Origin of the sequence: Natronosalvus rutilus (assembly GCF_024204665.1) — an archaeon.
GTDB classification, from domain to species: domain Archaea; phylum Halobacteriota; class Halobacteria; order Halobacteriales; family Natrialbaceae; genus Natronosalvus; species Natronosalvus rutilus.
Genome location: NZ_CP100355.1, coordinates 1,946,849 through 1,968,851 on the forward strand (window position 1 = coordinate 1,946,849; position 22,003 = coordinate 1,968,851).

Below are 22,003 nucleotides of genomic sequence, written 5' to 3' on the forward strand. Positions count from 1 at the left end.
ATCAGTTCAGCGAACAGCTGGCGTCCTCGGCCGGTATCATGACCTCCTCGGCCGGGATGGTCTCGACCGGCTCGCCCGGCATCACGGCGGCGTCCCAGTACTCGGAGACGTCGTCGCTGGTCGGGACCGGCCAGGCGACGGTCATCGCCGAGGCGGCCTGGTTGTTGTGCTCCTGGAAGGTGTACGCGCCCTCGCCCTTCGGCGTGTCCGTCACCGTCATGCCGCGCATCGCGTCGGCGATGTCGCCGCTGTCGACCGACCCGGTCTCGTCGATGGCCTGGACGAGAGCCGAGCCGCCGACGAACGTGCCCGCGCTGAACAGGTCGGGCATCAGGCCGTAGGCCTCGGTGTGCAGCTCGATGAAGGCGTCGTTGATCTCGTTGTCGTACTGGTTCCAGTGGTAGCGCGTCGTGAACGGCCCGAGCCCGGACTCCTGGATGTCCTCGGCCGTGAAGTCCTCGCCGAGGGTCGCCTCGACGGCTTGACCCGTGATCTGGGTCGTCACGAGTTCCGCGAACCCGCCGAAGGCCTGGATCTCGTCGTACGCCATCGCCGTTGGGAGAAACTCCGGCAGCGTGATGAAGGTGAAGCCGCCGACGACGCCGTCTGCGCCCTGGTCGAGGGCCTCGTCGAACAGCCCCTCGAATTCGCTGTAGCCCGGCTCGACGAACCGCGGCTCAAGCACCTCGACGCCCTCGTTCTCGAGCACTTCGGTGTAGTTGTTCGCGACGCCCTCGCCGAACGCGCCCTCCGCGGCGAAGATGGCGACCGTCGAGACGTCCCCCTGCTGGGCGACGTATCGACCGCCCGCGCGGGCGTCCATCCCCGTGTGCTCGCTCGCACGGAAGAGCAGGTCGTGGCAGTACTCACTCGAGGCCGTGATGTCCGCGTCAGCCGATGGCCCGGCGATGTACGGAACCCCTGCCTCGTCGAGGATGTTTGTCGAGATCCGCCGCGCGGAGTCGGAACTCGAGGCGCCAAAGAGGAGGTCGACCTCCTCGTCCAGCACTAGGCTTTCGGCGACCGACTGGGCGATGTCCGGAGTGAACTCGGTGTCCTCGACGATGAACTCGAAGGTTGGGCCGTTGTCGGGGTCGATGGTGTGGGTTCCCGTCGTCATTTCGGTGACGGGATCGACGTCGTACTTGTAGGCAATCCCCGAGTAAAAGCCCATGAGGCTGATCTGTCCGTAGTACTCGAGGTCGCCGGAGACGGGTTGTAAGGCGCCGATGCGGATGGTTTCGTCGGAGACCTGCTGGCTTCCGTTCCCGTCGCCGTTGCCATTGCCGTTCCCGTCGCCGTCGCTATCACCGTTCCCGCCATTGCCACCGTTACCACCGTTCCCGCCGTTGCCGTTCCCGTTCTCGTCCGCGATACACCCTGCCAGTCCGGCCGATCCGAGCGCGGCGAGCGCACCCGTTCGCCGGAGCACGTCCCGCCGGTTGGTACCTTGTGCCATACTAGGTTTCTAGATGGATTCCCCCTCCTAAGCAGGGACGGTTGATATACGAACCTCGAGGCGTCGACGGCCGTCTCGGGTCTCTACGCTGGCTATAAAATGTATAGTTAGTCGTTGGCCCCTGGACTGGTGCCCGGCCACTCATTCGTAGGTGAGCGTCATCCCGTCGTCGAACAGCAAGTCGCCGCCGTTGAGGTGACTCGCGAGGCCCGAAAAGCCGAACAGGAACAGGTTCGCCACCTCGAGCGGCGTCATCATCTCGCCAGTCCTGGCCTGGCCGAGCATCACGTCCTCGATCACTTCGTCGACCTCGAGGCCGCGCTGGGCGGCCGTCTCGGGAATCTGCTCCGTGACGAGCGGCGTCTTCACGTATCCCGTGCTCACGGAGAACGCGCGCACGTCGCCGTCGCCCTCGGCGGCGATGGACTGGGTGAGCCCACGGATCCCGAACTTGACCGTGTTGTAGGCCACCTTGTCGCTCGTCACGTAGTGGCCGTGGACCGAGGCCATGTTCCCGACACACCCGTCGTTCGCCTCGAGGTCCTCCCAGAGGTGGCGAGTCAGGACGAACGGCGCCCGGAGCATCACCCGCTGGATCCGATCGTAGGCTGACAGCGGGAACGACTCGAGGGGCGCAACGTGCTGGAGGCCGGCGACGTTTGCGAGGTAGGAAACGTTCCCGCGTTCGCGGGCCGCGTCGGTAATTGCCTCGAGGGCCGCGTCGTCCTCGAGGTCCGCGGCGACCGTCTCCACGCGATCGGCGACCGCGAGGCGCTCGGCGTGCTCGATGGTCTCGGCGAGTCCCGCCTCGTCGACGTCGGTCGCGAGCACGGTGAGCCCGTTGACGGCGGCGGCGAGGACGACGGCCCGGCCGATTCCGGACGCGCCGCCGGTCACTACGCACACGCGGCCGGGGTGAAAGCGGTCGTCGTCGAACTCGTGGACGTCCTCTCGCTCAATCGGTGGAACCGACAGGGCTGTCATAGACAGGTAGAGGTGAGCCGTGAGGCAATAACCAGGGGTTGACAACCGAACCCTCGTCGCTCGAGCCGTCTCGCTGGTGAACGAACGTCGGCGTCGGAAAATTAGCGGAAGACCGGTACGGCCTCCTCGACCTCGAGCACGTCCGAGAACGCGACGGCATCGCCAATCTCGGCGTCGGCCTCGAGGCGGGCGGTCACGCGGGCGTTGCCCTCGGTGCCGAGGTCGACCACCGCGACGCGGTAGCCGCCCTCGAAGGCTGCCGGGGCGACGGCGATGGTCGTTACGGTGTAGACCGTTCCCTCCGTCGGCAGTTCGACCGTCTCGATCTCGCGGGAACCACACTCGTTGCAGGCGGCCTTCGGCGCTGCCGTCTCGTTGCCGCAGGCGACACAGCGCTGGCCCAAGAGCCGACCGTCGCGGAGCCCTGCGGTCCACTCGGCGTGGGTCAGGGGGTCGGGGAGACCCGCGTCACTCATGCGTCCACCTCCAGAATGGAGACGATGGTAGTTCCGGCGTCGCCGCCCAGGTTGTGTGCGAGCCCGCGACGCGCGCCCTCGACCTGGCGCTCGCCAGCCTCCCCACGGAGGTGTTCGGTGAGTTCGACCAGCTGTGCGACCCCGGTGGCGCCGATGGGGTGGCCCTTTGCCTTCAGGCCGCCGCTTGGGTTGACCGGGATGCGGCCGTCGAGGGCGGTTTCCCCGTTCGCGGCGGCCGGGCCGCCCTCGCCGTCCTCGAAGAAGCCGAGCGCCTCGATGGCCAGCACCTCAGCGCCGGTGAAGCAGTCGTGGAGCTCGACCACGTCGATGTCGTCGGGGCCGACACCGGCCTGCTCGTAGGCCTGGTTCGCGGCGTCTCGAGCCGACTGCGTCGCCGTGAAGTCGGCCTTGTCCGCGAGCGGAATCGTGTCAGTGGCGTGGCCGACACCGGAGACGGCGACGGACTCGCCCGAGAAGTCGGCTGCGGCCTCTTCGTTTGCGACGACGACGGCCGCCGCGCCGTCGGAGAACGGACAGCAGTCGAACAGGTGGAACGGCGAGGCGACGATCGGGCTCTCGAGGACCTCCTCGACCGTCGTCTCCGAGCCGAATTGGGCGCGCGGGTTGTAGGTTCCGTGGTGGTGGTTCTTGACCGCGACGGCGGCGAGGTCCTCCTCGGTCGTCCCGTACTCGTGCATGTGGCGGGTCGTCAACAGGCCGAAGACGCCGGGGAAGGAGAGCCCGGTCGGCTGTTCGTACTGGCGGTGGGAGGCGGAGGCGAAGACGGACGTCATCTCGGGCGTGTCGAGGCCCGTCGTCGGGGTACAACGTTCGACGCCGCCGACGAGGATGACGTCGTGCTGGCCGGCCTCGACCGCGCGGACGGCGTGTTTGAACGCGTTCGAGGAGGTCGCACAGGCGTCCTCGTAGCGTTGGCAGGGGATGCCCGCCAGGCCGATGTGACTCGCCAGCGTCGGCGCGAGGTGGGTGTCCCGCTCGGTTTGTCCGCCCATGGCGTTCCCGAGGTAGAACGACTCGATGGCGGGCGCGTCGACACCCGCGTCGTCCATCGCGTCGAACGCCGCGCTCGAGAAGAGTTCCGGAAGCGGCTGGTCGTGGACGCCGAAGTTGGTCATGCCAACCCCGACGATACGTGCCTGGTGCATACGCGTACTGAAGCGGTCCGTGCTAAAAAACGATGTGAAATTCCCGTCCTCTCGCCGAATCCGCGAGCGGCGCTACTCGAAATCTGCACCGCTATTACTCGAGGTCCTCGAGGGCGTCGACGACCCGCCGGAGGACCTTTCGCTCCGCGCGGCGGACGTTCTTCGAGACGGCCGTGTCGGAGACGTCGAACTCGTTGGCGAGCATCTGCAGGGTCGCTCCCCGGGGCTGGTCGAAGTAGCCCTTCTCCGCCGCGACCGTGAGCGTCTGGCGTTCGACCTCCGAGAGCGACCGACAGCCCTCGATCAGGTTACTCGCCGCGTCGGCGTTGTCGAGCACGTCGAAGAGGTCGGGCAGGTCGAGGGCGTCCTCGGCGAGGACGTCGAACTCGTTGTTGCGCTCGAGGTCGGCGAGGGCGTCGTCGGCCGTCCGGGTCTCGTCGAAGCCGACCTCCCAGCGCTCGCTGCCGTCCTCGATGTGAAACGGGCCGGTGATGTAGCCGCCGTTGTCCCGGATCACGCGCATCGCGTTCGTCTCGTCGATGACGGTCCGCAGGAGCGCCGTCCCCTCGTGTTTCTTGAAGAGCGTGCACTCGTACATGTTGTCGTGGGCCTGCAGGGTCGACAGGCCGGACTCGAGCGTCGACCGGTCCTCACCCTCGACCATCATCCGCGTCTCGAGTTCGCGACGCTGGCCGTCGAACTCCCACTGAACGGCGGTGAACGACACGTCGTGATCGTCGGTCGTGTCGATGAACGGGCAGTCGTACTGCTCCATGTCCAGGGTGAGATCGATCATTGACACGTATTGTTAGGTGAACGCCATAACCTTACCCGTCGATTTCGGGACGGAGAGCGGGTGAACAAAGCGCGAGTCACGGTTCGACCTCCGCTCCGTCGTCGGTGTCGTTGCGATTCTCGCCGCCCTCGCCGCTCTCGTTCTGACTCCCCTCGTCCTCGTCGTCCCCGAACCGATCCTCGAGCGCCGTCCGATCGATCTTCGACGGGCCGCTCATCGGCATCTCGTCGACGAACGCGAGGTACTTGGGAATCTTGAACCGCGCGAGTTTCCCGGAGAGGAACACCTCGAGGTCTTCCAGTGCCAGGGCGTCCTCGGGGGTTGCCGCGTTCGTCCGGGCTTCGTCGGTCAGTTCGACGACGGCCTTCCCGACCGTCCCCCACTGGTCGTCGGGGACGCCGACGACAATCGCTTCCGCCACCGCGTCGTTATCCGCGATCACGTCCTCGACCTCGGGCGGGTACACGTTCTCGCCCCCGCTGATGAACATGTTCTTCTTTCGGCCCTCGATGTGGTAGAATCCATCTTCGTCGACTCGGGCGAGGTCGCCGGTGGACACCCACCGTTCGGCGTCAGCCTCGTTCCCGAACGTCTCCCTGGTCGCCTCGGGGTTGCGCCAGTAGCCCGCCGAACCGTGGGGACCGCGCAACTCGAGTTCGCCGATCTCCCCGGCCTCGACCTCACGTCCGTTTTCGTCAATGATCCGGGCGTCAGCGTGGAGAACCGGTTTGCCGACGCTCGCGACCTTCCCGGGGTCGTACTCGTCGGGCATCGCGAAGTTGTTCGGACCGATTTCGGTGAGGCCGTACCCCTGAGACATGTCGACGCCGCGGTCGCGCCAGGCCTGCACGATCGAGTCCCGGCAGGGACCGCCGCCGCTCTTGACGAACCGCAGGCTCGAGAGGTCCGTCCGATCCCAGTCGTCGTGGGTCGCCATCGACCGCAACACGGCGGGGACGGCCACGAGAACAGTCGCCTCGTGGGTCTCGACCTGGTCGAGGACTCGTCGGGGGTCGACCTCGCGGTCGATGACCAGCGTGCCGCCCATGTGGATCAGCGGGAGGGTGATGACGTTCCAGCCGCCGGTGTGGAAGTTGGGGAACACCATCGGCGTCACGTCGTCCGGCCGGAGACCCCACGCGGTGATCGTGTTCGTGGAGTTCCAGTACAGCGAGCCGTGAGTGACCGTCGTCTCTTTTGGCGTCCCCGTCGAGCCGCCGGTGTGGAGCAGGAGGTGCGGATCCGAGAGAGCTCGGTCGCGGCTCTCGACGGGGCCGTCGTTCACCGGAAGCCGGTCTCGATAGACGTCCCACCCGCCCGCGGGTTCGTTGGTCTCGATCTCGAGCACCGATGGATCGACGCTCGAGCGAGCCATCGCGTGCTCGAGGCGCTCGACGAACGGCGACTCGATGACGAGCAGGTTCGGGTCGACGAGTTCCAGCAGTTCGGCCAGTTCCGGCGGCGCGAGTCGGTAGGACAGCGGCGCGAGCACGCTGCCAGTCTTGCCAGTCCCGAAGAACAGGTCGAAGACCTCGAGGCGATTTCGCGAGACGAGGGCGACCCGGGATCCCTCGCACACGTCGTAGTCCTCGAGCAATCGAGCCGTGCGATTCGCCCGCGACTCGAGGTCCGCGTACGTTGCTCGCGTGCCGTCGGTGGCGTCGACGATCGCCGTCCGGTCGGGCGAGAGCGACGCCCGCCTGGCGGTCCAGTCGCCGACCCAGCCGTAGTCGTCGTCGCTCCAGCTCACTCGCGATCACCGGCCTCGAGCGAGGTCTCGCTCCCGGATTCGTCGCCGACGTCGAGGCCGCCCTCGACCGGGTTCGCCTCGAGAAAGTCGATCACCCGCTCGTTCACCCAGTCGGACCGCTCGACGAAGAAGAGGTGATGACCGCCGTCACAGACCTCGAGTCGGCCCTGCGGGATCAGGTTCTCGAGTAGGCGACCGTTCTCGACGGGGACGACCTGGTCGTCACTCCCGTGGAGGATCACTACTGGGACCTCGAGCGCCGACACCTCGTCCGCCGCGTCGAACTCGGCCACGCCCGCCGCCTGGGCCTTCCTGGCCGCGTCGCTCGCGTCGCTCTCGAGGCGCCAGTCGATAATGTCCTCGGTCACGTCGGGGTTCTCCTCGAAAAAGGTCGGCGAGACAGCGGGGGCCATTCGATGACGAATTCGCTCGCGCTCGTCGGCGTCCTCTGGAACCGCGAACATCGCCGCCTGCGTCTCTTCGGGCACCGGAACCGCCTCCGGGCCGCCGGGGGTGGTACAGAGCAAAGAGAGGGTCGCCGCACGGCCGTACTCGAGGGCGTAGCGCTGGGCGATCATCCCGCCCATGCTCGCCCCGACCAGGTGGGCACGGTCGACGCCCGCGTCCGCGAGTACGGTCTCGAGGTCGTCAGCCATCTCCTCGATCGAATACGGTCCCTCCGGGGCGTCGGAGTCGCCCGTGCCGCGGTTGTCCCACAGGATCGTCCGATACTCGTCGGCCAGCGCTTCGCGCTGCCAGCGCCACATCCACCGGCTGTAGCCGAGTCCCTCGACGAAGACGACGGGCTCCCCGTCCGGGTCGCCGCCGACCTCGTAGGCGAGTTCCACGTCGCCGTTGGTCGCTCGAGTCATACTAGCCTAGTTTCCGTCCGCGCTCAAGTACTCCGACGTTCGAGTATCAACCCGCGACTACACGCGGGTCGTGACGAAAGAAGACGTATGTCGACTGCCAGCCCCGGCGACCGGAGCGAGATCAGCCAGCGAATCACGACCGACCACATCGAGCGCTTCGCCGACCTCACCGGCGACGAGAACCCGCTCCACCTCGATCCCGAGTACGCCGCGGAGGGCCTCTTCGACGGCCCCGTCGCCCACGGCATGCTCGCGGCGGGCCTCATCTCGAGCGCCCTCGCTTCCCTCCCCGGCGACGTCGTCTACCTCTCCCAGGACCTCTCGTTCGAGGCGCCCGTGTATCCCGGTCAGACCGTCACCGCGACGGCCGAGGTGCTCGAGGACCTGGGCGACGACCGCTACCGCGTCCAGACGATCGCCCGCGTCGAGGACGACGTGGTCGTCTCGGGGGAAGCCACGGTACTCTCGCTCGCTCACGAGGGCTGACCTCGACTACGGCCTGACACCGAGCCACGCCCCGTCCGAGCGGAATCGCCGGGCCTTGAGACCGACCGTTCGAAAACGGAAGCCCTCCTCACGAAACTCCTCTAGCGACCCGTGAATGCCACAAACTTTTGACATAGTTATTTAGGCTCGACTGTGGTGATTCCGGATATGGAGCCGACGGCTCAACGCCGCTGTCACGCGCTGTTTGGCATCTCGTTATTGCTTCTGACGATTGGGATTGGCTACTGCGTCGTTGTCGGCACCTGCCTGGCGGACTTCACGGTCGTCGTCGCGGGCCTCTTCGTCGGTTGGATCGCGTTATTTTACTGCCTCGGACACGCGTCGGGCTGGGGATGACTGGCTGATACCCGACCGAGGCTTGCGGACTCCTACGAGGCTTGCAGACTCCCACGGACTCCTACACTAATACGCGTTCGAGCGCCACGACGGTCCCCGAGTCGGCCTCGTGGTCGCCGACGAACCGACCGAGACAGACTGCCGCGCCATCAGGCGTGTAGCAGGCCACGAGCGGGTCGTTGCCTCGGTTCATGGCGTCCACGGCGACATCGTCGACCTCGAGTACTCCCGGCGCGTACACCGGCGCCCCGGTAGCGACCGACTCGGCGGCACTGGGGGCGATGGTGACTCGAGGGACGTCCGCGAGAATACGCTCGGCCGGTTCGACCACGTCCAGGAGCGGGTCGGGGTCGTCGTCCTCGAACCAGAACGCGAGCGCGTCGAGGAAGTCCCGGGCCGAGTGAAGCGTTCGGTCGTCGAACGGTGTCGTCGCCGTCCGGCGAAGGTGGCCCATGTGCCCGCCCGTCCCCAGCGCGAGGCCGAGGTCGTGACAGAGTTTGCGGACGTAGGTGCCGCTCTCACAGCGGATTCGCAGGAGGACCTGCCGGTCGCTCGTTTCGAGCACCTCGAGGTCGTAAATCTCGCGCACGCGAACCCGTCGCGAGACGGCACTCTTTCGCGGCGGCTTCTGGTAGATCGGTCCCTGAAACTCTTCGATGACGGACTCGGCGTCGTGGGGGACTGGGGCGTGACACTCGAGGACGGCCACGTACTCCTTGTGACCCTCGAGGAACACCGGCGCCAGCCGGGTCGCGTGGCCGAGCATGATCGGCAGACAGCCCGTGACCTTCGGATCGAGCGTCCCCGCGTGGGAAGCCCGATCGATCGGTTCCAACCCGGCCGCTTCGAGGGTCTCGGCGACGGCGTCGCGCAGCCAGCCGCTTACCTGGTGAGAGGACGGCCCCGGCGGCTTGTCGAGATTGACGACGCCGAACTGAAGGAGCGCCGCGGGCGACCGTTCCTCGGGGGGACCGCGACGGATCATTAGAATTCGTAGTCGACGTCGACGGGCGTTTTCCCCTCGTCGGCGGCCGGATCGTACGCCTCGACGGCCGTCACGAGCGTGTCGGCGACGGCCTCGGGGCTCCAGCGGGACGTGTTCATCGAGAGGTCGTAGATGCTCAGGTCGCTGAACTCGATTCCGTAGTACTCGCGATATCGTCCGACCTCGCTGGCTTCCCGTGCGCGCGTCTCCTCCGTCGCCCGTTCCGGGGATTTGTCCTCGCGGTCGGCGATCCGCTCTCCCCTGACCGACAGCGGCGCGTCGAGCCAGAACTTGAGGTCGGCCTGCTCGGCCGCCAGCCAGCCGGCCAGTCGGGACTCGAGGACGACGTCGTCGCGTTCGACGGCAATCTCGCGCAGTCGTCGGTCGAGGTCGCGATCGATTTCGTCGTTCTCCTCGGCGAGTTTGTTGAACTCGAGGGGGGTGTAGCCGCGTTCGTCGGCCAGTTGGCGGAAGATGTCGCCGCCGCTGACGTGGTCGAGACCGAACTCCTCGGCCAGCAACGCCGCGTTCGTCGTCTTTCCTCCGCCCGGCGGTCCGGAGACGGTCAGTAACATACTCGATGTGCGCGGGGCCACCTCAAAGGGGTTTTGAATCGCTCGAGGTAGGTCGAGGCAAACCGGGAGCCTGTGACCGGCGTCGAACCGTGAAAACTGACTCGTTCAACTCGTGTCGGGAGACATGTCGATGTTGAGCGCCTTGCGCAACAGCTGGACGAACCCCATCGAGCACAGGAAGTACCAGACGATCCACGCGCGCATGGGGCCGAGGACGCCCTCCTGCCACTCGACCTCGCCGACCATCGGCATGACGACCGTCTGTTCGATGGTCTGGGGGCCGGTGCCGTGGATCCGGTAGTACATCCACAGGAACAGCGGAATCGTAAAGAGCATGATCCAGACCATCGGCCGGAACTGCTCTTTGAACATCCCGAGGTTGTCGGCCATCGCCTCCATCTGCTCTTCTTGTACCTGCTGGAGTTCGTTGTCGAGTTTCTCGATTTCGGCTTCGCTCGCGCCTCGCTCCTCGGCTTCTTTCTTGCGGTCCTGTACGTCAGAGCGCTTGTCCTGCATGGCTTTCATGCGCTCCTGGTACTTCCCCATCCGCTCCATGTTCATCAGGTTCGCCTGCAGGAGCGTCGAGTACAGGCCCGTCATGATTGCGATGGCGAGGATCACGGTGTAGAAGGGCATCGTCGTCGCCAGCGGTCCGAGGGCAATGTCGAGCACCTCGCCGACGGCATCCCTGACGGAGGTGATCCAGTAGCCGAACATGAACAGTAGCGCGGTCACTCCCGCAATCTTGTCCCACTGCGACCACTTCGATTCTTCCGCGTCTATCTCGGGCAGGTCGTCGGAGAGGCCGCCGTCCTCGCCGTCGCCGTCGAGGGCGTCGTCGAACGCCGACCGATCGGCGATTTCGAACCCGTCCTGGCCGTCGACGAGGATCCCCTTTTCGATGAGTCGACCCCACTGGCCACTCGACAGGTCGTCGCGGACGTCCGCCCACTCGACCTCGCCGCCGTTCTCGTCGGCCTTCCGGCGGATCGCCTCGAGGGCCTCCTCGAACGACGAGTCCTCGCGGACGAGGGCGCCTATTTTCTCCGCTGTGCGCGTCATCTGTTTTGGGCTAGGTCACCTTCGGTATACAAGTGTTTATCTTCGGTGGCGAGGCGGTGGTGGTGACGGAGTGCAGGCGGAGTGGTGGCAGCGGTAGTGGTAGGGTAGTGACGGAGCGGTAGTGACGTTGCATTGATGACCGAACGGTAGTGACGGTGACGCTCGTTCTCGCTCGACTCGAGGCCCAGCGATCGCGTGATCCACGAGCAGCTACGCACAGGAGAGTTGTTCGAAGCCGCTCGTGACGGGGCCCACCACTGTTTCAATGCCGCCTATCCGTTCCAGCGCCCGATTCAATCCGTCCTATCTCTCCGGAAAGGGGTGACTGAGACGCCGAGACGTACGGCGGTTTCACGACTCCGGTGCTGTGAACGTCGGTTTCGAACGCCCACATCTGGTGGTTTTTTATAACCTAACTATCTTGAATACAGTGATATGTTTGGTGCATCTATGGGGTGTCGGACTGGGGACCGGGGGGCCGCCCCCCTGGTCGGCATCGTCCTGCTGTTCGGAATGGTGTTCGTCGGTGCTACGCTGGTCGGGATAACCGGGATGATCGCGCTGGACGCGCTCGAGGGAGACCTCGGCGACGAACGAACCGAACAGACGTTCTCCACGTTCGATCACGAACTGACGACGTTGCTGCACTCGAGTTCGGATTCGGCGGCTGTCACGATTCCAGACGCAGAAGACGGGACCTACGAACTGACCGACTCGGGATCCGCGTCGCTGACCGTGGCCAACCGATTCGGACAGTCATGCACGGTGCTCGACGACGCTACGCTCGGGACGCTCGAGTACGAATCCGACGGGCAACGGCTGGCCAAGCAGGCCGGGGGGACCTGGAGGCACAGCGACGGCGGAACCGTCATTCAGTCGAAACCGGACCTTCGCTACGTCGCGGACGAACGCGGGACGCAGTACCTCGAGTTCTCTGTCTCGGATCTCCAGGGGGACGTCGGAGTCGGCGAGCACTCGATGACGGCGACGCGTTCCGAGACCGGGACGGCCGACTGCGTGTCTGATCTCGGATTCGTCCGGTACGTCCACCTGGAGATCACCGACGAGACCTACCACGACGGCTGGTACGACTTCCTGAGCGAGGAGTTCGAGGCGACCGACGTGGAGGATGCCGCAGCCGAGGACTGTTCACTCGAGAACGCGGGCGACGAGAACACCGTCTGCCACGACGAATCGACGGGGACGGTGTCAGTTCTCGCCACGGTCGACGTCGATCGTTCCATCGACGACTATCTCGGCGTCGACCCCACGATTTACGGCGGCCTCTACGTGTCGGACGAGACGGTCCAGTTCGGAACCCACGAATCTCTCATCGTTGACTCCTACGATGGACGCGTGGGATCGTACGCCGATTCGGGTAACGTAACCGACGACCTGTTCGTTGCGGACGTCGATACGCTCTGGATTCAACAGGCCGAGATCACCGGGTTTCCCGTGGTGAACGGCGACATCCAGATTCAGCCCGAGGCGGACGTCTCACCGGCCGCATTGTACGTCAGGGATGATCGCTCGCCGGCGAGCGTCGACGTTCCGGCCGCGAAGTTGGCGAACGCGTTCGATTCCATCGAACCGATCGACGACGAGATTGCGCGCACGACGACGCTCCTCGAAAACGAGACGAAACTCGAGGCGAACGCAGACGGCGACATCGAAGCCGGAGCGTACACCGTCGACGGCGATTTCACTCGCGAAGGCATCGAATTCGACACGACCAGCGGCGACGTCTACGTCGCTGTAGACGGCGACGTCTCCCTCGAGGACGTCACCATCGTCGGCCCGGGACAGGTCAGTATCTATGCCGGCGGCTCCGCAATCGACCTTGAGTCCGTGACGGTCCCGGACGACCGGGCGTCACAGCTCTGGGTATACGGGACGAGCGAAACCAATGTCGCCGTCGCGGGCACGGTCCAGGGCGTCGTCTACGCGCCAGGTGCCGGTTCCCTCGAGGTCGAGGACGGGACCGAAATCTACGGCGCCATCGTGAGCGGGGCACTCGAGGGAATCGGCGAATTGGGGAACGCCGACGGTGGCTCCGACCTCGAGGTGCACTTCGATCGATCACTTCGAACCGACGTCCCGATTCCGGAAGAGAACCGGACGCTCGAGTTCGAAAACGTGACAACCAGGAATCCGATCGACGTTGGATTCGTCCTGGATCGGTCTGGCTCGATGGGGCCGCACGGGTTCCCTGGAACGGGTTGGTATCACCCGGGATACGACCCCAATGGCCTTCGCGTCGATGCAACTCGGTCGTTCATTGGACAGTTGAACGCCACGGGGTCGCTCGAAGAGAGTGATCGTGCGGCGGTCATCGAATTCAATACGGAGGGGATCCTTCGCCATCACCTTTCGACTGACTTCGAGTCGGTCAACGCGAGCGTCGAAAACAACCACGAAGACGGTACGAACATGGCTGCCGGCCTCGAGACCGGGCTGAACGAACTCGAGACTAACGACAGAGACGCGGACCGTATTATGGTACTCCTGAGTGACGGGTACAACGACGTAGGAAACGGCAATTCAGCCGCTGTAGACCGTCAGACGGTAGCAACTGCTGAAGATGCCGCCGATGCAGGGGTTACGATATACACGATCGGTCTCGGAGACGGGGCAGACGAGGATCTCCTCGAGGAAATCGCTACGACGACTGGCGGGGAATACAGACACGCAGACAACGCGGACGATCTCATGGATATCTTCGACGGAATCGCAGAGGACGTCGTCCAGGCTGACACGCGGTTCGAGGTCCACGCCGACTACTCCGCCGTCGGCGGATCGAACGACTACGCCATCGCCGTCGATCACTGGAACGTCGAGATTGCAGAAGAAAGCTAATTGCTGCTCAATCGACTGCCGTTACGCGTTTTCTTCAATCGTCGCCTTCACGTCATCCCACACTTCGTCGGGCGCTTGCTCGCCGTCGACGCGCTCGAGGGACCCCTCGTCCTCGTAGTACTCGATTACTGGCGCTGTGTTCTTCTGGTACACGCGCAGGCGCTCGCGGACGGTTTCCTCGGTGTCGTCTTCGCGCTCCTCGAGCCGTTCTTCCACCTCGGGGTCCTCCGGCGGGTTGTACTCCACGTGGTAGATGTCGCCCGTCTCGGGGTCCATCCGGCGGCCCGTCAGGCGGTGAACGAGTTCCTCCTCGCTCACGTCGAGCGTCAGGACGACGTCCAGGTCGGTCATGTCCTCGAGCGCCTCGACCTGCTCAAGGTTTCGCGGATAGCCGTCGAGGATGAATCCGTCGGCCGACGAGAGCGCCTCGTCGACGATGGCGTTGACGACCTCGTCGGGGACGAGTTCGCCCTGGTCCATGTACTCGGCCGGAGTGTCGTACTCGAGGTCGAGGTGAGAGATGTCCATCTGCTTGTTCGACCGAAGGGCGTCGCCCGTGGTGATGTGTTCGACGTCGAAATGCTCCACGATCTTTGCGCTCTGGGTCCCTTTCCCCGCCCCGGGGGCACCGAGGATGAGAATCCGTGGCTGTGCCATACTCCGTCCTTCTGCCCCAGCGCATAAAGGCTTAAAGAATGGCGCACAATCGTCCGGGTATGACGCGATTCTCGGCTGCCGACCCACAGGAGCGGCGACGCCTGATCGTCGACGCCATCGTCGCCCACCGCGAGCGAGCGAGCCCGTTTCTGACCATCGAGGTCGACGAAGCGGTCCTCGAGCGCGAGGACGCCCCAGATCCCGACCTGGGCGTGCCCTGGATCCAGTTCGCCGATGGGGTCGTGAGCCTCGACTGCACGGACGACGAACTTGAGCGATTGAAAACGCTGCTGAACGAGTACCCCGCGTTCAAAATCGACGAGTTGACGCGGCCGGAAGACGCCGACGGAACGAATGTACGCGTGAGCGCGAAGGCCGACCCCAACCGGATCGCCCAGTTCTGCGAGCACGTTTTGCGTGCAGTGTTCGAGTGTCCAGAGGATGCGACGATCTGGATCGCCGCCGTGTGACGAACGCGGCGCTCAAGGGCGAGTGATCGGGTGCTGAGGCAACTCCGAACGTCCTGGAATTAGGAAATCGTCAGGGAGCCGTCACCGTCTCCGTTCTCGTCGTCTCCTTCCTCCCACTCGAGTTCGAACTCGACGCTGAACTCGGCTGGACCGCCCGACCGCGAGGTTTCCCGTTCGGCCTTGACTTCGAACGTCGGCCGCCCCGGTGGCTGCATCGTGACCGAGTCGCCCCCACTCTCGAGGACGAGGTCGTCGCCACTCTCGAGTCGATCGGCGACGGTCCGGAGGTAATCGCCGATTTCGGCTCGCGTCAGTGACTGCTCGAACGTAAAGAGTACCTCTTCTGGCATACCCTTCCTTGGGTGTCCAGGTGTAAATAATACGCGGAGAGACCGGGATCCAGGGTTTCGTCCAGGGTAGTCGACGTCCGATAATCGGGCATTGCCCGAGCACGCCCGAACATGTTTCCGCCAACGATCATCTGCGACGACAGTGTCCGTCCGCGATAACGATAGACAGAAGGTACCCGAGTCAATCGGTCTACCCAAGGGCACATGGGGGTTCCCAGGAGACTCCGAAGGCGGCCACAACGTGTCCCGCCGTCGTCGGACTACGGTCGCCATCGGGCGTTTCCAAATAGATAAGTGCACGCGGCAATGAGCCCCCACTAAGAGACCCGTATAATTGAGGTGAACACAATCTCCACTCCACTTCAGACGCAGATGACGCGTGTCGACATCTTCCAGGAACTCTTCCTCGTGTTCCTGGGATTAGGGACGATCGTCGGCATCATCGTCGTAGCGTACATCCTGTACAATGCGTACAAATACCGTGACGACGGAGAGCGCCACCCGGACGAGGACCTGCCGACGCTCGGAGAGCTTCCGACTGGCGGAACCGGTGGGAAGAAACTCTTCGTGTCGTTCTTCCTGAGCGCGCTCATCGTCATCTCGCTCACGCTCTGGTCGTACGGCATGCTGATCGACGTCGAGAACGGGCCCGAGAGCCCCGGCGAAGACGCCCTCGAGGTCGACGTGGAAGGCCAGACCTTTAGCTGGTCGTTCTACTACGAGAACGGCGTCGAAACGAACGGCGAACTCGTCGTTCCCGCGGGAACACCAGTCTGGGTCGATGTGACGTCAGTAGACGTGTGGCACTCGTTCGGCATCTCTTCACAACGGGTGAAAGCCGACGCAATTCCGGGCGAGTCCGACCAGACGTGGTTCCAGGCCGACGAAGAAGGTGAGTACCTGATCGAGTGCTTCGAACTCTGTGGCCCCGGCCACTCCAGCATGGAGGGCACGCTCAACGTCACGAGCCAGGAAACCTACGACCAGTGGGTTCAGGATCAGCTCACGCTCACGCTGACCCTCGAGGACGGTGACGGTAATCAAATCAACGACACCGAAAACGTCGAGGTCACGGTGCAGGACCCCGACGGCGAAACGGTCGGAACCTACACTGGCGACGACTTCGACGACGAGGGCGCCCTCGAAATCGGTGTCGAGCAGGGCGACACCTACACCGTGATCGTCGAGTCGACCGACGGCTCTTTCGAGACCACGGAGGATGACTTCGAGATCGTCGATGGTCCCGAAGAATCGCTCCAGCTCGGCGGAAACGGCGGTAACGAATCCAGCAGTGACGGAAATGAAAATGGAAACGGAAACGAAACTGACGACAGCGGAGGTGAGAACTGATGTCCGATGACTTCCCACCGATGACGTCCGTCAAGCGGTGGCTGGTCACGACGAACCACAAAGACGTCGGGATCCTCTACATGGCGACGGCCCTGTTCTTCTTGCTCTTCGGAGGGTTGATGGCGCTCCTGTTCCGAGCCCACCTCTGGCAGAGCGGCGGTGCCGGTCTCCTCTCCGACAGTTCCTACAACCAGGCGGTGACCGCCCACGGACTGTTGATGGTGTTCTGGTTCCTCTCGCCCATCGCCTCGGGCTTTGCGAACTACTTCGTCCCGCTCCAGATCGGGGCAAAAGACCTCGCGTTCCCCCGTTTGAACGCCCTGAGTTACTGGTTCTACCTGTTCTCGGGCGCCATGTTCATGATCTCGTTCTTCCAGGGCGGGACGTTCGAGGGTGGCTGGACGATGTACGCCCCGCTGAACGTGCCGACGTACACCCCCGCCGTGGAGGCGACCACCGGCGGAACCGCAACCATCCTCGCGTTGATGCTGTTCGTGATGTCGATCACGCTGGGGACGGTCAACTTCCTCACGACGATCCACCGCTCGCGCGCGGAAGGCCTCGGTCTGTGGAACATGCCGATGTTCACCTGGTCGTGGCTCATGACCATCTGGATGATGCTGTTCGCGTTCGCAGCCCTGCTCGCCGCGTTGCTGTTGCTCGGGATCGATCGCATCTTCTTGACCCAGTACTTCGCGACAGACCAGGGCTCGAGTCTGCTCTGGGCGCACGTCTTCTGGTTCTTCGGCCACCCCGAGGTGTACATCGTCTTCTTCCCCGCGCTGGGGATCATGTTCGAGACGTTCCAGACCTTCTGTGGTCGGCGTCTCGTCGGTCGGAAGTGGGTCATCATCGCGATGGTCCTCGTCGCGGTGCAGTCCTTCCTGGTCTGGATGCACCACATGTTCCTGACGACGATCAACCTCGAGATCAAGACGCTGTTCATGGCCACGACCATCGGGATCTCGCTGCCGTTCGACCTGATGGTCTTCTCGCTCATCTACACGATGGTCAAGGGCCGGGTGCGGTTCACCACACCGTTCCTGTTTAGCCTGGGTGCACTCTTGCTGTTCATCCTCGGGGGCATCACCGGGGTGTTCCTCGGCGCCGTCGTGCTCGACTACGAGTTCCGTGGCACCTACTGGGTCGTCGCTCACTTCCACTACGTGATGGTCTCGGGCGTGACCGCGCTCGTCGCCGGTATCTACTATTGGTGGCCGAAGATCAGCGGGAAGATGTACGACGAAACCCTCGGAAAGATCCACTTCGCGATCTACTTCTTCGGGTTCAACCTGCTCTACTTCCCGATGTTCCTCGCCTGGGAGACCCCACGGCGCGTCTTCCACTTCGGTGAGGGACTGGAAATCTACCACCAGCTCGCGACGATCGGCGCGTTCATCTTCGGCGCGTCGTTCCTGCTCATGTTCTACATCCTAGGCAAGAGCCTGATCTCCGGCCCGGACGCGCCGGACAACCCGTGGGAGTTCTCCCGGACGGCCGAGTGGGCGATTCCGTCCCCACCCCCGCTCGAGAACTGGTCTGGTCGCCCGAGTTACGCGAGCGGTCGCCTCGAGTTCGTCGACGACGACTCGAGTGCCGCGACCGACGGCGGGACCGTCGCCGTTCCTGAGACGGGCCATGGTCACGCGACGCCGGCAACGACTCAGCACGCCCACGAGGAAGAACACGCCGACCACGCCAGCATCTGGCCGTTCGGTATCGGACTCTCGCTGGCCGTCTTTTTCCTCGGGCTGTCTGGCCTGACGCCGTACGTCGCGGAGTTCGCCGCGGCGAACGGGGCCGACGTCTCCGCTCAAGAGCCGAGCATGCTCTCTCCGGCGCTGATCGTACTCGGCGTGGGGATGCTCGGCTACACCCTCTGGAACTTCGGTATGGAACAGTTCAACGCCCCGGTGATGGACGTCGCCGAGCGCTGGCCGTTCGAGGGGGTCAACAACACGAAACTCGGCGTCTGGTTCTTCCTGGCGTCGGACGTGGTCGTCTTCGGAGCGGCCATCGGCGCGTTCGTGTTCATGCGCATCCACATGGGGTGGTCTGCCTGGGAGTTCGACGCGATCCCCATGGCCGGACTCGTCAACACCTACATCCTGTTGACCTCGAGTTTCACGGTCATCCTGGCGCTGGTGATGGCCGAACGCGGGAACAAGAAGGGCCTGCTCACGACGATGAGCGTGACGGTCCTGCTCGGCCTGACGTTCATGGGCGTCAAGGGCTGGGAGTGGAGCCAGAAGTTCTCTCACGGCGACTACTGGTTCAGCGGCCTCGAGTACTCGATCTATTACGTCACGACGGGCCTGCACGCCCTGCACGTGATCCTGGGGCTGCTCGTCGCCGGCTTCATGATCTACCGCGTGGCCACGGTCGACGCCTACCTCGAGGATCACCGGCCGGTCGAGTACTTCGGGCTCTACTGGCACTTCGTCGACATCGTTTGGGTGTTCCTGTTCCCGCTGTTCTACCTGATGTAGGCGGCGGGCGGGAGCCCCGACTGTTCTGTTTTCGCGTTCGAGGTGTTTTCAAGGTCCGTCCTGTTTCGTCTTCAGATACCCTCGAGCGGTGCATTTCGCGGTCAATTCACGGAGAACTGCCTCGAGAAGCTACTCTCGACCGCGTACTCGAGGACCTGGCTCGAGAATTCAGACTCGTCTGTCTTCGGTACTGCCGTCCAGCCCTACTTGGGCCGCGGCGTTGGCAACGACCGGTGCCGTCGCGGCGGAACCAGATAGTTCGCCCGGCGTCGAACGGTCATGTACTGGAGGATTCCGTTGTTCGTCCGCGCGCCGATTGCCGACTGTTCGGCGACGTCGGTCCCGTTCATCGCCTCGCGCGTTTTCACGAAGTCCTCGATGCGACGCTGGTGGGAGAGAAAGTGCAGGCCCGCCTCGTCGTCGTCCGTCGAGTTGAAGTCCCGACGAAGGATGATCGGTTCGTCGTTCTCGCGGGCACGCGCTGACTTCTGGGAGTGGCCCACGGTCCCGTACTCGCGGGCGTCCTCGAGCGTGTGCGCCGGGCAGTCGCCTAGCTGACTCGAGTCGCCGAGGTTGTCGCCCGCACCCTCGATTTTCCCCTCCTCAGCGTGGGCCGGGCAGAACATCTTTCGTTCGCGGATCGTTCGGCTGTCCTGTTCGTACCACTGGTCGAGCGAGAGGCGAATGCGAGAAAGGTGCGTCGTGGTGCCCTCGGCGAACGGCCCCTCCTGGATTGTCACACGGTCCTCGGAGGCCTGGTTCTTTTTGAACCCGGATTTGAAGCCCATGAACATCGGAGCGTCCTCGGAGACGGGTTCGCTGTTGGGAATCCCGCGAACGCCGTCCTGATTTTCGGCGGGTAATCCGGCCCCCGTGAACCCGGTTCTGCGTTCCTCGGCCTCGAGGACGCCCTCGAGCGTGGCCTCGACGTCGACGCCGTTGATCGACTCGAGTTCGCCGGTGAGCGCTTCTTCGGCGCTCAACACGACCGATCCGCGGTCACTGGCGAGGTGGAACATGGCGTCGTAGCTATCGAACTCGGGCGTCTCGATGGGTGCGAGCGCCGTCGGCTCGGGTAGGTCGACGTGCTCTGGCAGGGACTCGTCGAACCGGTCGAAGTAGGTGGGACCGTAGCCGACGGTGAACAGCAAGCCCTCGTTGCTCCGGGCGTAGGCTCGCTCGAGGGTTTCGAACGCCGTCTCGACCTGCGTGCGCTCTTCGTCGGTCGGACTGCCGCCGATGTACGAGAAGTGGAGGGTGACGTGGTGTTCGGGGACGAGCGGGTTGCCGTGCTCGTCGGTCCGCTGGGCGGCCGTCCAGGCGTGCTGGCGCTCGGGGAGTTCCTCGAGGCCGCCGGCGTCGACGCCTCGAGGCGGAGCGTCCGCATCTCCGCTCTCTCGATCCAGGCAGGCGGAGAGGGCGCTCGCACCGCCGATGGCGACGGCGCTACGGACGAAGGATCGGCGCGAAATCGTGCGCGACGAACGCGTCATATTCGGCTCTCGGGACTACGCGGTAATGGGGGTTGTGGTGGGTCGCGTGACCGACAGGTGCTTTGCCATTCGCCACGTTCGATGTTGCCATGGAACAACTCGAGGTGTTCGAGACGATCGACGCCCCACCGGAGACCGTCTGGCAGGTCCTCCTCGAGTTCGACGCCTATCCCGAGTGGAACCCGTTTCTCCGCTCCGTAGAGGGACTCCCCGTCGAAGGAGAGCGGCTGTCGATCCGCGTCCGGTTGCCGGGTGGCCGGACTAGAACGATTCGAACGACGGTGCTCACCGTCGAGACGAACCGTCGGATCGTCTGGCTCGGCCGGCTAGGGGTCCCGTTCGCCTTCGATGGCTACCACGAGTTTCACCTCGAGCCGATCGACGGCGGACGACGGACGCGGCTGCTCCAGCGGGAGACGTTTCGAGGAGCGCTGGTACCGGTACTATTCCACCGACGTCGAATCGAACGGGGCTTCCGCGCGATGAACCGGGCGCTCAGGAACCGAGCGGAGCGCCGGGTTCGGGCGACCGTCTGAACGTAGCTTCGAGAGGGTCGGCGCGCCGAAATCGAAACCTGATGACGGGTCAGGACGACGGGTCGAGCCGCGACAGCGCCTCCAGGGACGTGATCTCGTGGGTAGGCTCGCCGTCGTAGCCGAACTCGGTGAAGGTGTAGTCTTCGCGGTGAGGGCGACGAATGAACGCCGAGTCAATCTCGAGGGCCTCCGCGACCGCGACGTCGACCCAACTGTCGCCGACGTACAGCGGGTTCGCACATCCCAGGTCGCCGATCGCGCGCTTGAGGTAGTACGGCGTGGGTTTCTTTCGTCTGATGCCGTCGACAGTCGGCTCGCGGCCGTAGTACGGGTCGAACGCCTCGAGTTCGAAGTGGTCGACGATGTTCTCGATGGTCTCGTGCTGGTTGTTGCTCACGATGGCCATCGGGGCGTCGAGCGTCTCGAGCGTCGACACGTCGTCGTAGAGCGTCTTGTTCCCGTTCAGGAGTTCCTCACGCTGGACCTCGATCGCCGCCCGTTCGCGGGCCGCCCAGAGTGATTCCGGCTCGAGGTCGTACCGATCGGTGACGGCCTCGAGTTCGTCGATCGTCGGGGAAATCAGGGTCTCGAGGTCGTCCTGGGCGGGGTCGTCGATGCCGTGGCGTTCGAACGCGAGGGTCATCGCTCGCGTGAGCGCCTCGTAGCTGGTCGGGGTCGTCAACACGCCGTCGTTGTCGAAGACGACTGCGTCGTATGCCATTCAGCGGAGATAGGGGGCGAGAGGGTTTTGGCCTTACGCCCGGTGGGCTCTGGGGTCGTCAAATCGTCAAATCGTCAGATCGTTGGATCGCTGGACCGTCGAATGGCTGGGTC

Annotated in this window: 21 protein-coding genes; 7 read left to right on the top strand and 14 right to left on the bottom strand. The window is 64.4% G+C overall.

All coding sequences use genetic code 11. The features are described 5' to 3' along the window. Position 1 precedes the first annotated feature (1 nt). From NGM29_RS09435 to NGM29_RS09465, 7 genes are all read right to left on the bottom strand, one after another. Positions 2–1,459: an ABC transporter substrate-binding protein gene (locus NGM29_RS09435; RefSeq protein WP_254155735.1), complete on the bottom strand. Its 1,458-nt coding sequence runs from the start codon at positions 1,457–1,459 to the stop codon at positions 2–4. Positions 1,460–1,600: 141 nt separating this feature from the next. Then, positions 1,601–2,449 carry an SDR family NAD(P)-dependent oxidoreductase gene (locus tag NGM29_RS09440; protein WP_254160520.1) on the bottom strand — a complete coding sequence of 283 codons (849 nt, stop codon included), beginning with the start codon at positions 2,447–2,449 and terminating at the stop codon, positions 1,601–1,603. Between the two features lie 95 nt (positions 2,450–2,544). Next, positions 2,545–2,919, bottom strand: coding sequence for a Zn-ribbon domain-containing OB-fold protein (locus NGM29_RS09445; RefSeq protein ID WP_254155743.1), 375 nt, complete (start codon positions 2,917–2,919; stop codon positions 2,545–2,547). After that, the gene (locus tag NGM29_RS09450) at positions 2,916–4,085 is read right to left on the bottom strand and encodes a thiolase domain-containing protein (RefSeq protein ID WP_254155745.1); all 1,170 of its coding nucleotides are present in this window, start codon (positions 4,083–4,085) and stop codon (positions 2,916–2,918) included. The genes NGM29_RS09445 and NGM29_RS09450 overlap by 4 nt, the downstream gene beginning before the upstream one ends. 94 nt (positions 4,086–4,179) lie before the next feature. Then, positions 4,180–4,881, bottom strand: coding sequence for a helix-turn-helix domain-containing protein (locus NGM29_RS09455; RefSeq protein ID WP_254155748.1), 702 nt, complete (start codon positions 4,879–4,881; stop codon positions 4,180–4,182). 76 nt (positions 4,882–4,957) lie between these two features. Further along, positions 4,958–6,631: an AMP-binding protein gene (locus NGM29_RS09460; protein WP_254155750.1), complete on the bottom strand. Its 1,674-nt coding sequence runs from the start codon at positions 6,629–6,631 to the stop codon at positions 4,958–4,960. Then, on the bottom strand, positions 6,628–7,503 hold the full coding sequence (locus NGM29_RS09465) for an alpha/beta fold hydrolase (RefSeq protein ID WP_254155752.1): 876 nt from the start codon (positions 7,501–7,503) through the stop codon (positions 6,628–6,630). Before NGM29_RS09465 ends, NGM29_RS09460 begins: the two co-directional genes overlap by 4 nt. A gap of 87 nt (positions 7,504–7,590) precedes the next feature. Between NGM29_RS09465 and NGM29_RS09470 the strand changes: the two genes are divergently transcribed. Together NGM29_RS09470 and NGM29_RS09475 are read left to right on the top strand one after the other, a co-directional pair. Beyond that, entirely contained in the window at positions 7,591–7,989 is a 399-nt protein-coding gene (locus NGM29_RS09470; protein ID WP_254155754.1) for a MaoC family dehydratase, read from the top strand. Positions 7,990–8,157: 168 nt separating this feature from the next. After that, positions 8,158–8,346, top strand: coding sequence for a hypothetical protein (locus NGM29_RS09475; RefSeq protein WP_254155755.1), 189 nt, complete (start codon positions 8,158–8,160; stop codon positions 8,344–8,346). Positions 8,347–8,407: 61 nt separating this feature from the next. On the opposite strand, the gene NGM29_RS09480 is transcribed toward NGM29_RS09475, so the two are convergent. From NGM29_RS09480 to NGM29_RS09490, 3 genes are all read right to left on the bottom strand, one after another. Next, positions 8,408–9,331, bottom strand: a complete 924-nt coding sequence (locus NGM29_RS09480; RefSeq protein ID WP_254155756.1) for an RNA-guided pseudouridylation complex pseudouridine synthase subunit Cbf5 — start codon at positions 9,329–9,331, stop codon at positions 8,408–8,410. Continuing rightward, the gene (gene cmk / locus NGM29_RS09485; RefSeq protein ID WP_254155757.1) at positions 9,331–9,906 is read right to left on the bottom strand and encodes a (d)CMP kinase; all 576 of its coding nucleotides are present in this window, start codon (positions 9,904–9,906) and stop codon (positions 9,331–9,333) included. Before cmk ends, NGM29_RS09480 begins: the two co-directional genes overlap by 1 nt. Before the next feature lie 105 nt (positions 9,907–10,011). After that, the gene (locus NGM29_RS09490; protein WP_254155759.1) at positions 10,012–10,968 is read right to left on the bottom strand and encodes a DUF106 domain-containing protein; all 957 of its coding nucleotides are present in this window, start codon (positions 10,966–10,968) and stop codon (positions 10,012–10,014) included. A gap of 450 nt (positions 10,969–11,418) precedes the next feature. On the opposite strand from NGM29_RS09490, the gene NGM29_RS09495 reads away from it, so the two are divergent. Beyond that, positions 11,419–13,824, top strand: a complete 2,406-nt coding sequence (locus NGM29_RS09495) for a vWA domain-containing protein (protein ID WP_254155761.1) — start codon at positions 11,419–11,421, stop codon at positions 13,822–13,824. 21 nt (positions 13,825–13,845) lie between these two features. Here the strand turns inward: NGM29_RS09495 and NGM29_RS09500 are convergent, their stop codons facing one another. Further along, positions 13,846–14,481, bottom strand: a complete 636-nt coding sequence (locus tag NGM29_RS09500) for an adenylate kinase (protein WP_254155763.1) — start codon at positions 14,479–14,481, stop codon at positions 13,846–13,848. Between the two features lie 59 nt (positions 14,482–14,540). Here NGM29_RS09500 and NGM29_RS09505 point away from each other — a divergent pair, with 59 nt between their 5' ends. After that, entirely contained in the window at positions 14,541–14,951 is a 411-nt protein-coding gene (locus NGM29_RS09505) for a DUF7975 family protein (protein WP_254155765.1), read from the top strand. Between the two features lie 59 nt (positions 14,952–15,010). On the opposite strand, the gene NGM29_RS09510 is transcribed toward NGM29_RS09505, so the two are convergent. Next, complete coding sequence (locus tag NGM29_RS09510; RefSeq protein WP_254155767.1) at positions 15,011–15,301, bottom strand: amphi-Trp domain-containing protein; 291 nt, start codon at positions 15,299–15,301, stop codon at positions 15,011–15,013. A gap of 372 nt (positions 15,302–15,673) precedes the next feature. Between NGM29_RS09510 and coxB the strand changes: the two genes are divergently transcribed. After that, positions 15,674–16,651, top strand: a complete 978-nt coding sequence (coxB, locus tag NGM29_RS09515) for a cytochrome c oxidase subunit II (protein WP_254155769.1) — start codon at positions 15,674–15,676, stop codon at positions 16,649–16,651. Further along, positions 16,651–19,140, top strand: coding sequence for a cbb3-type cytochrome c oxidase subunit I (locus NGM29_RS09520; protein WP_254155772.1), 2,490 nt, complete (start codon positions 16,651–16,653; stop codon positions 19,138–19,140). Before coxB ends, NGM29_RS09520 begins: the two co-directional genes overlap by 1 nt. Before the next feature lie 203 nt (positions 19,141–19,343). Here the strand turns inward: NGM29_RS09520 and NGM29_RS09525 are convergent, their stop codons facing one another. Next, positions 19,344–20,633, bottom strand: coding sequence for a DUF7405 family protein (locus NGM29_RS09525; protein ID WP_254155774.1), 1,290 nt, complete (start codon positions 20,631–20,633; stop codon positions 19,344–19,346). 89 nt (positions 20,634–20,722) lie between these two features. Here NGM29_RS09525 and NGM29_RS09530 point away from each other — a divergent pair, with 89 nt between their 5' ends. Then, on the top strand, positions 20,723–21,169 hold the full coding sequence (locus NGM29_RS09530) for an SRPBCC domain-containing protein (RefSeq protein ID WP_254155776.1): 447 nt from the start codon (positions 20,723–20,725) through the stop codon (positions 21,167–21,169). 49 nt (positions 21,170–21,218) lie between these two features. Here NGM29_RS09530 and NGM29_RS09535 read toward each other — a convergent pair whose 3' ends face one another. Further along, a complete protein-coding gene (locus NGM29_RS09535) occupies positions 21,219–21,890 on the bottom strand; it encodes an HAD family hydrolase (RefSeq protein WP_254155778.1) in 672 nt (223 codons plus the stop codon). Between the last annotated feature and the right edge of the window lie 113 nt (positions 21,891–22,003).

What these genes read in the sequence shown, in the direction of transcription:
- NGM29_RS09450 (WP_254155745.1), bottom strand. Translation starts at nt 4,085, where the DNA reads ATGCACCAGGCACGTATCGTCGGGGTTGGCATGACCAACTTCGGCGTC.
- NGM29_RS09495 (WP_254155761.1), top strand. Translation starts at nt 11,419, where the DNA reads ATGGGGTGTCGGACTGGGGACCGGGGGGCCGCCCCCCTGGTCGGCATC.
- NGM29_RS09525 (WP_254155774.1), bottom strand. Translation starts at nt 20,633, where the DNA reads ATGACGCGTTCGTCGCGCACGATTTCGCGCCGATCCTTCGTCCGTAGC.
- NGM29_RS09535 (WP_254155778.1), bottom strand. Translation starts at nt 21,890, where the DNA reads ATGGCATACGACGCAGTCGTCTTCGACAACGACGGCGTGTTGACGACC.
- cmk (WP_254155757.1), bottom strand. Translation starts at nt 9,906, where the DNA reads ATGTTACTGACCGTCTCCGGACCGCCGGGCGGAGGAAAGACGACGAAC.
- coxB (WP_254155769.1), top strand. Translation starts at nt 15,674, where the DNA reads ATGACGCGTGTCGACATCTTCCAGGAACTCTTCCTCGTGTTCCTGGGA.
- NGM29_RS09505 (WP_254155765.1), top strand. Translation starts at nt 14,541, where the DNA reads ATGACGCGATTCTCGGCTGCCGACCCACAGGAGCGGCGACGCCTGATC.
- NGM29_RS09510 (WP_254155767.1), bottom strand. Translation starts at nt 15,301, where the DNA reads ATGCCAGAAGAGGTACTCTTTACGTTCGAGCAGTCACTGACGCGAGCC.
- NGM29_RS09465 (WP_254155752.1), bottom strand. Translation starts at nt 7,503, where the DNA reads ATGACTCGAGCGACCAACGGCGACGTGGAACTCGCCTACGAGGTCGGC.
- NGM29_RS09445 (WP_254155743.1), bottom strand. Translation starts at nt 2,919, where the DNA reads ATGAGTGACGCGGGTCTCCCCGACCCCCTGACCCACGCCGAGTGGACC.
- NGM29_RS09475 (WP_254155755.1), top strand. Translation starts at nt 8,158, where the DNA reads ATGGAGCCGACGGCTCAACGCCGCTGTCACGCGCTGTTTGGCATCTCG.
- NGM29_RS09500 (WP_254155763.1), bottom strand. Translation starts at nt 14,481, where the DNA reads ATGGCACAGCCACGGATTCTCATCCTCGGTGCCCCCGGGGCGGGGAAA.
- NGM29_RS09435 (WP_254155735.1), bottom strand. Translation starts at nt 1,459, where the DNA reads ATGGCACAAGGTACCAACCGGCGGGACGTGCTCCGGCGAACGGGTGCG.
- NGM29_RS09470 (WP_254155754.1), top strand. Translation starts at nt 7,591, where the DNA reads ATGTCGACTGCCAGCCCCGGCGACCGGAGCGAGATCAGCCAGCGAATC.
- NGM29_RS09530 (WP_254155776.1), top strand. Translation starts at nt 20,723, where the DNA reads ATGGAACAACTCGAGGTGTTCGAGACGATCGACGCCCCACCGGAGACC.
- NGM29_RS09455 (WP_254155748.1), bottom strand. Translation starts at nt 4,881, where the DNA reads ATGATCGATCTCACCCTGGACATGGAGCAGTACGACTGCCCGTTCATC.
- NGM29_RS09490 (WP_254155759.1), bottom strand. Translation starts at nt 10,968, where the DNA reads ATGACGCGCACAGCGGAGAAAATAGGCGCCCTCGTCCGCGAGGACTCG.
- NGM29_RS09520 (WP_254155772.1), top strand. Translation starts at nt 16,651, where the DNA reads ATGTCCGATGACTTCCCACCGATGACGTCCGTCAAGCGGTGGCTGGTC.
- NGM29_RS09480 (WP_254155756.1), bottom strand. Translation starts at nt 9,331, where the DNA reads ATGATCCGTCGCGGTCCCCCCGAGGAACGGTCGCCCGCGGCGCTCCTT.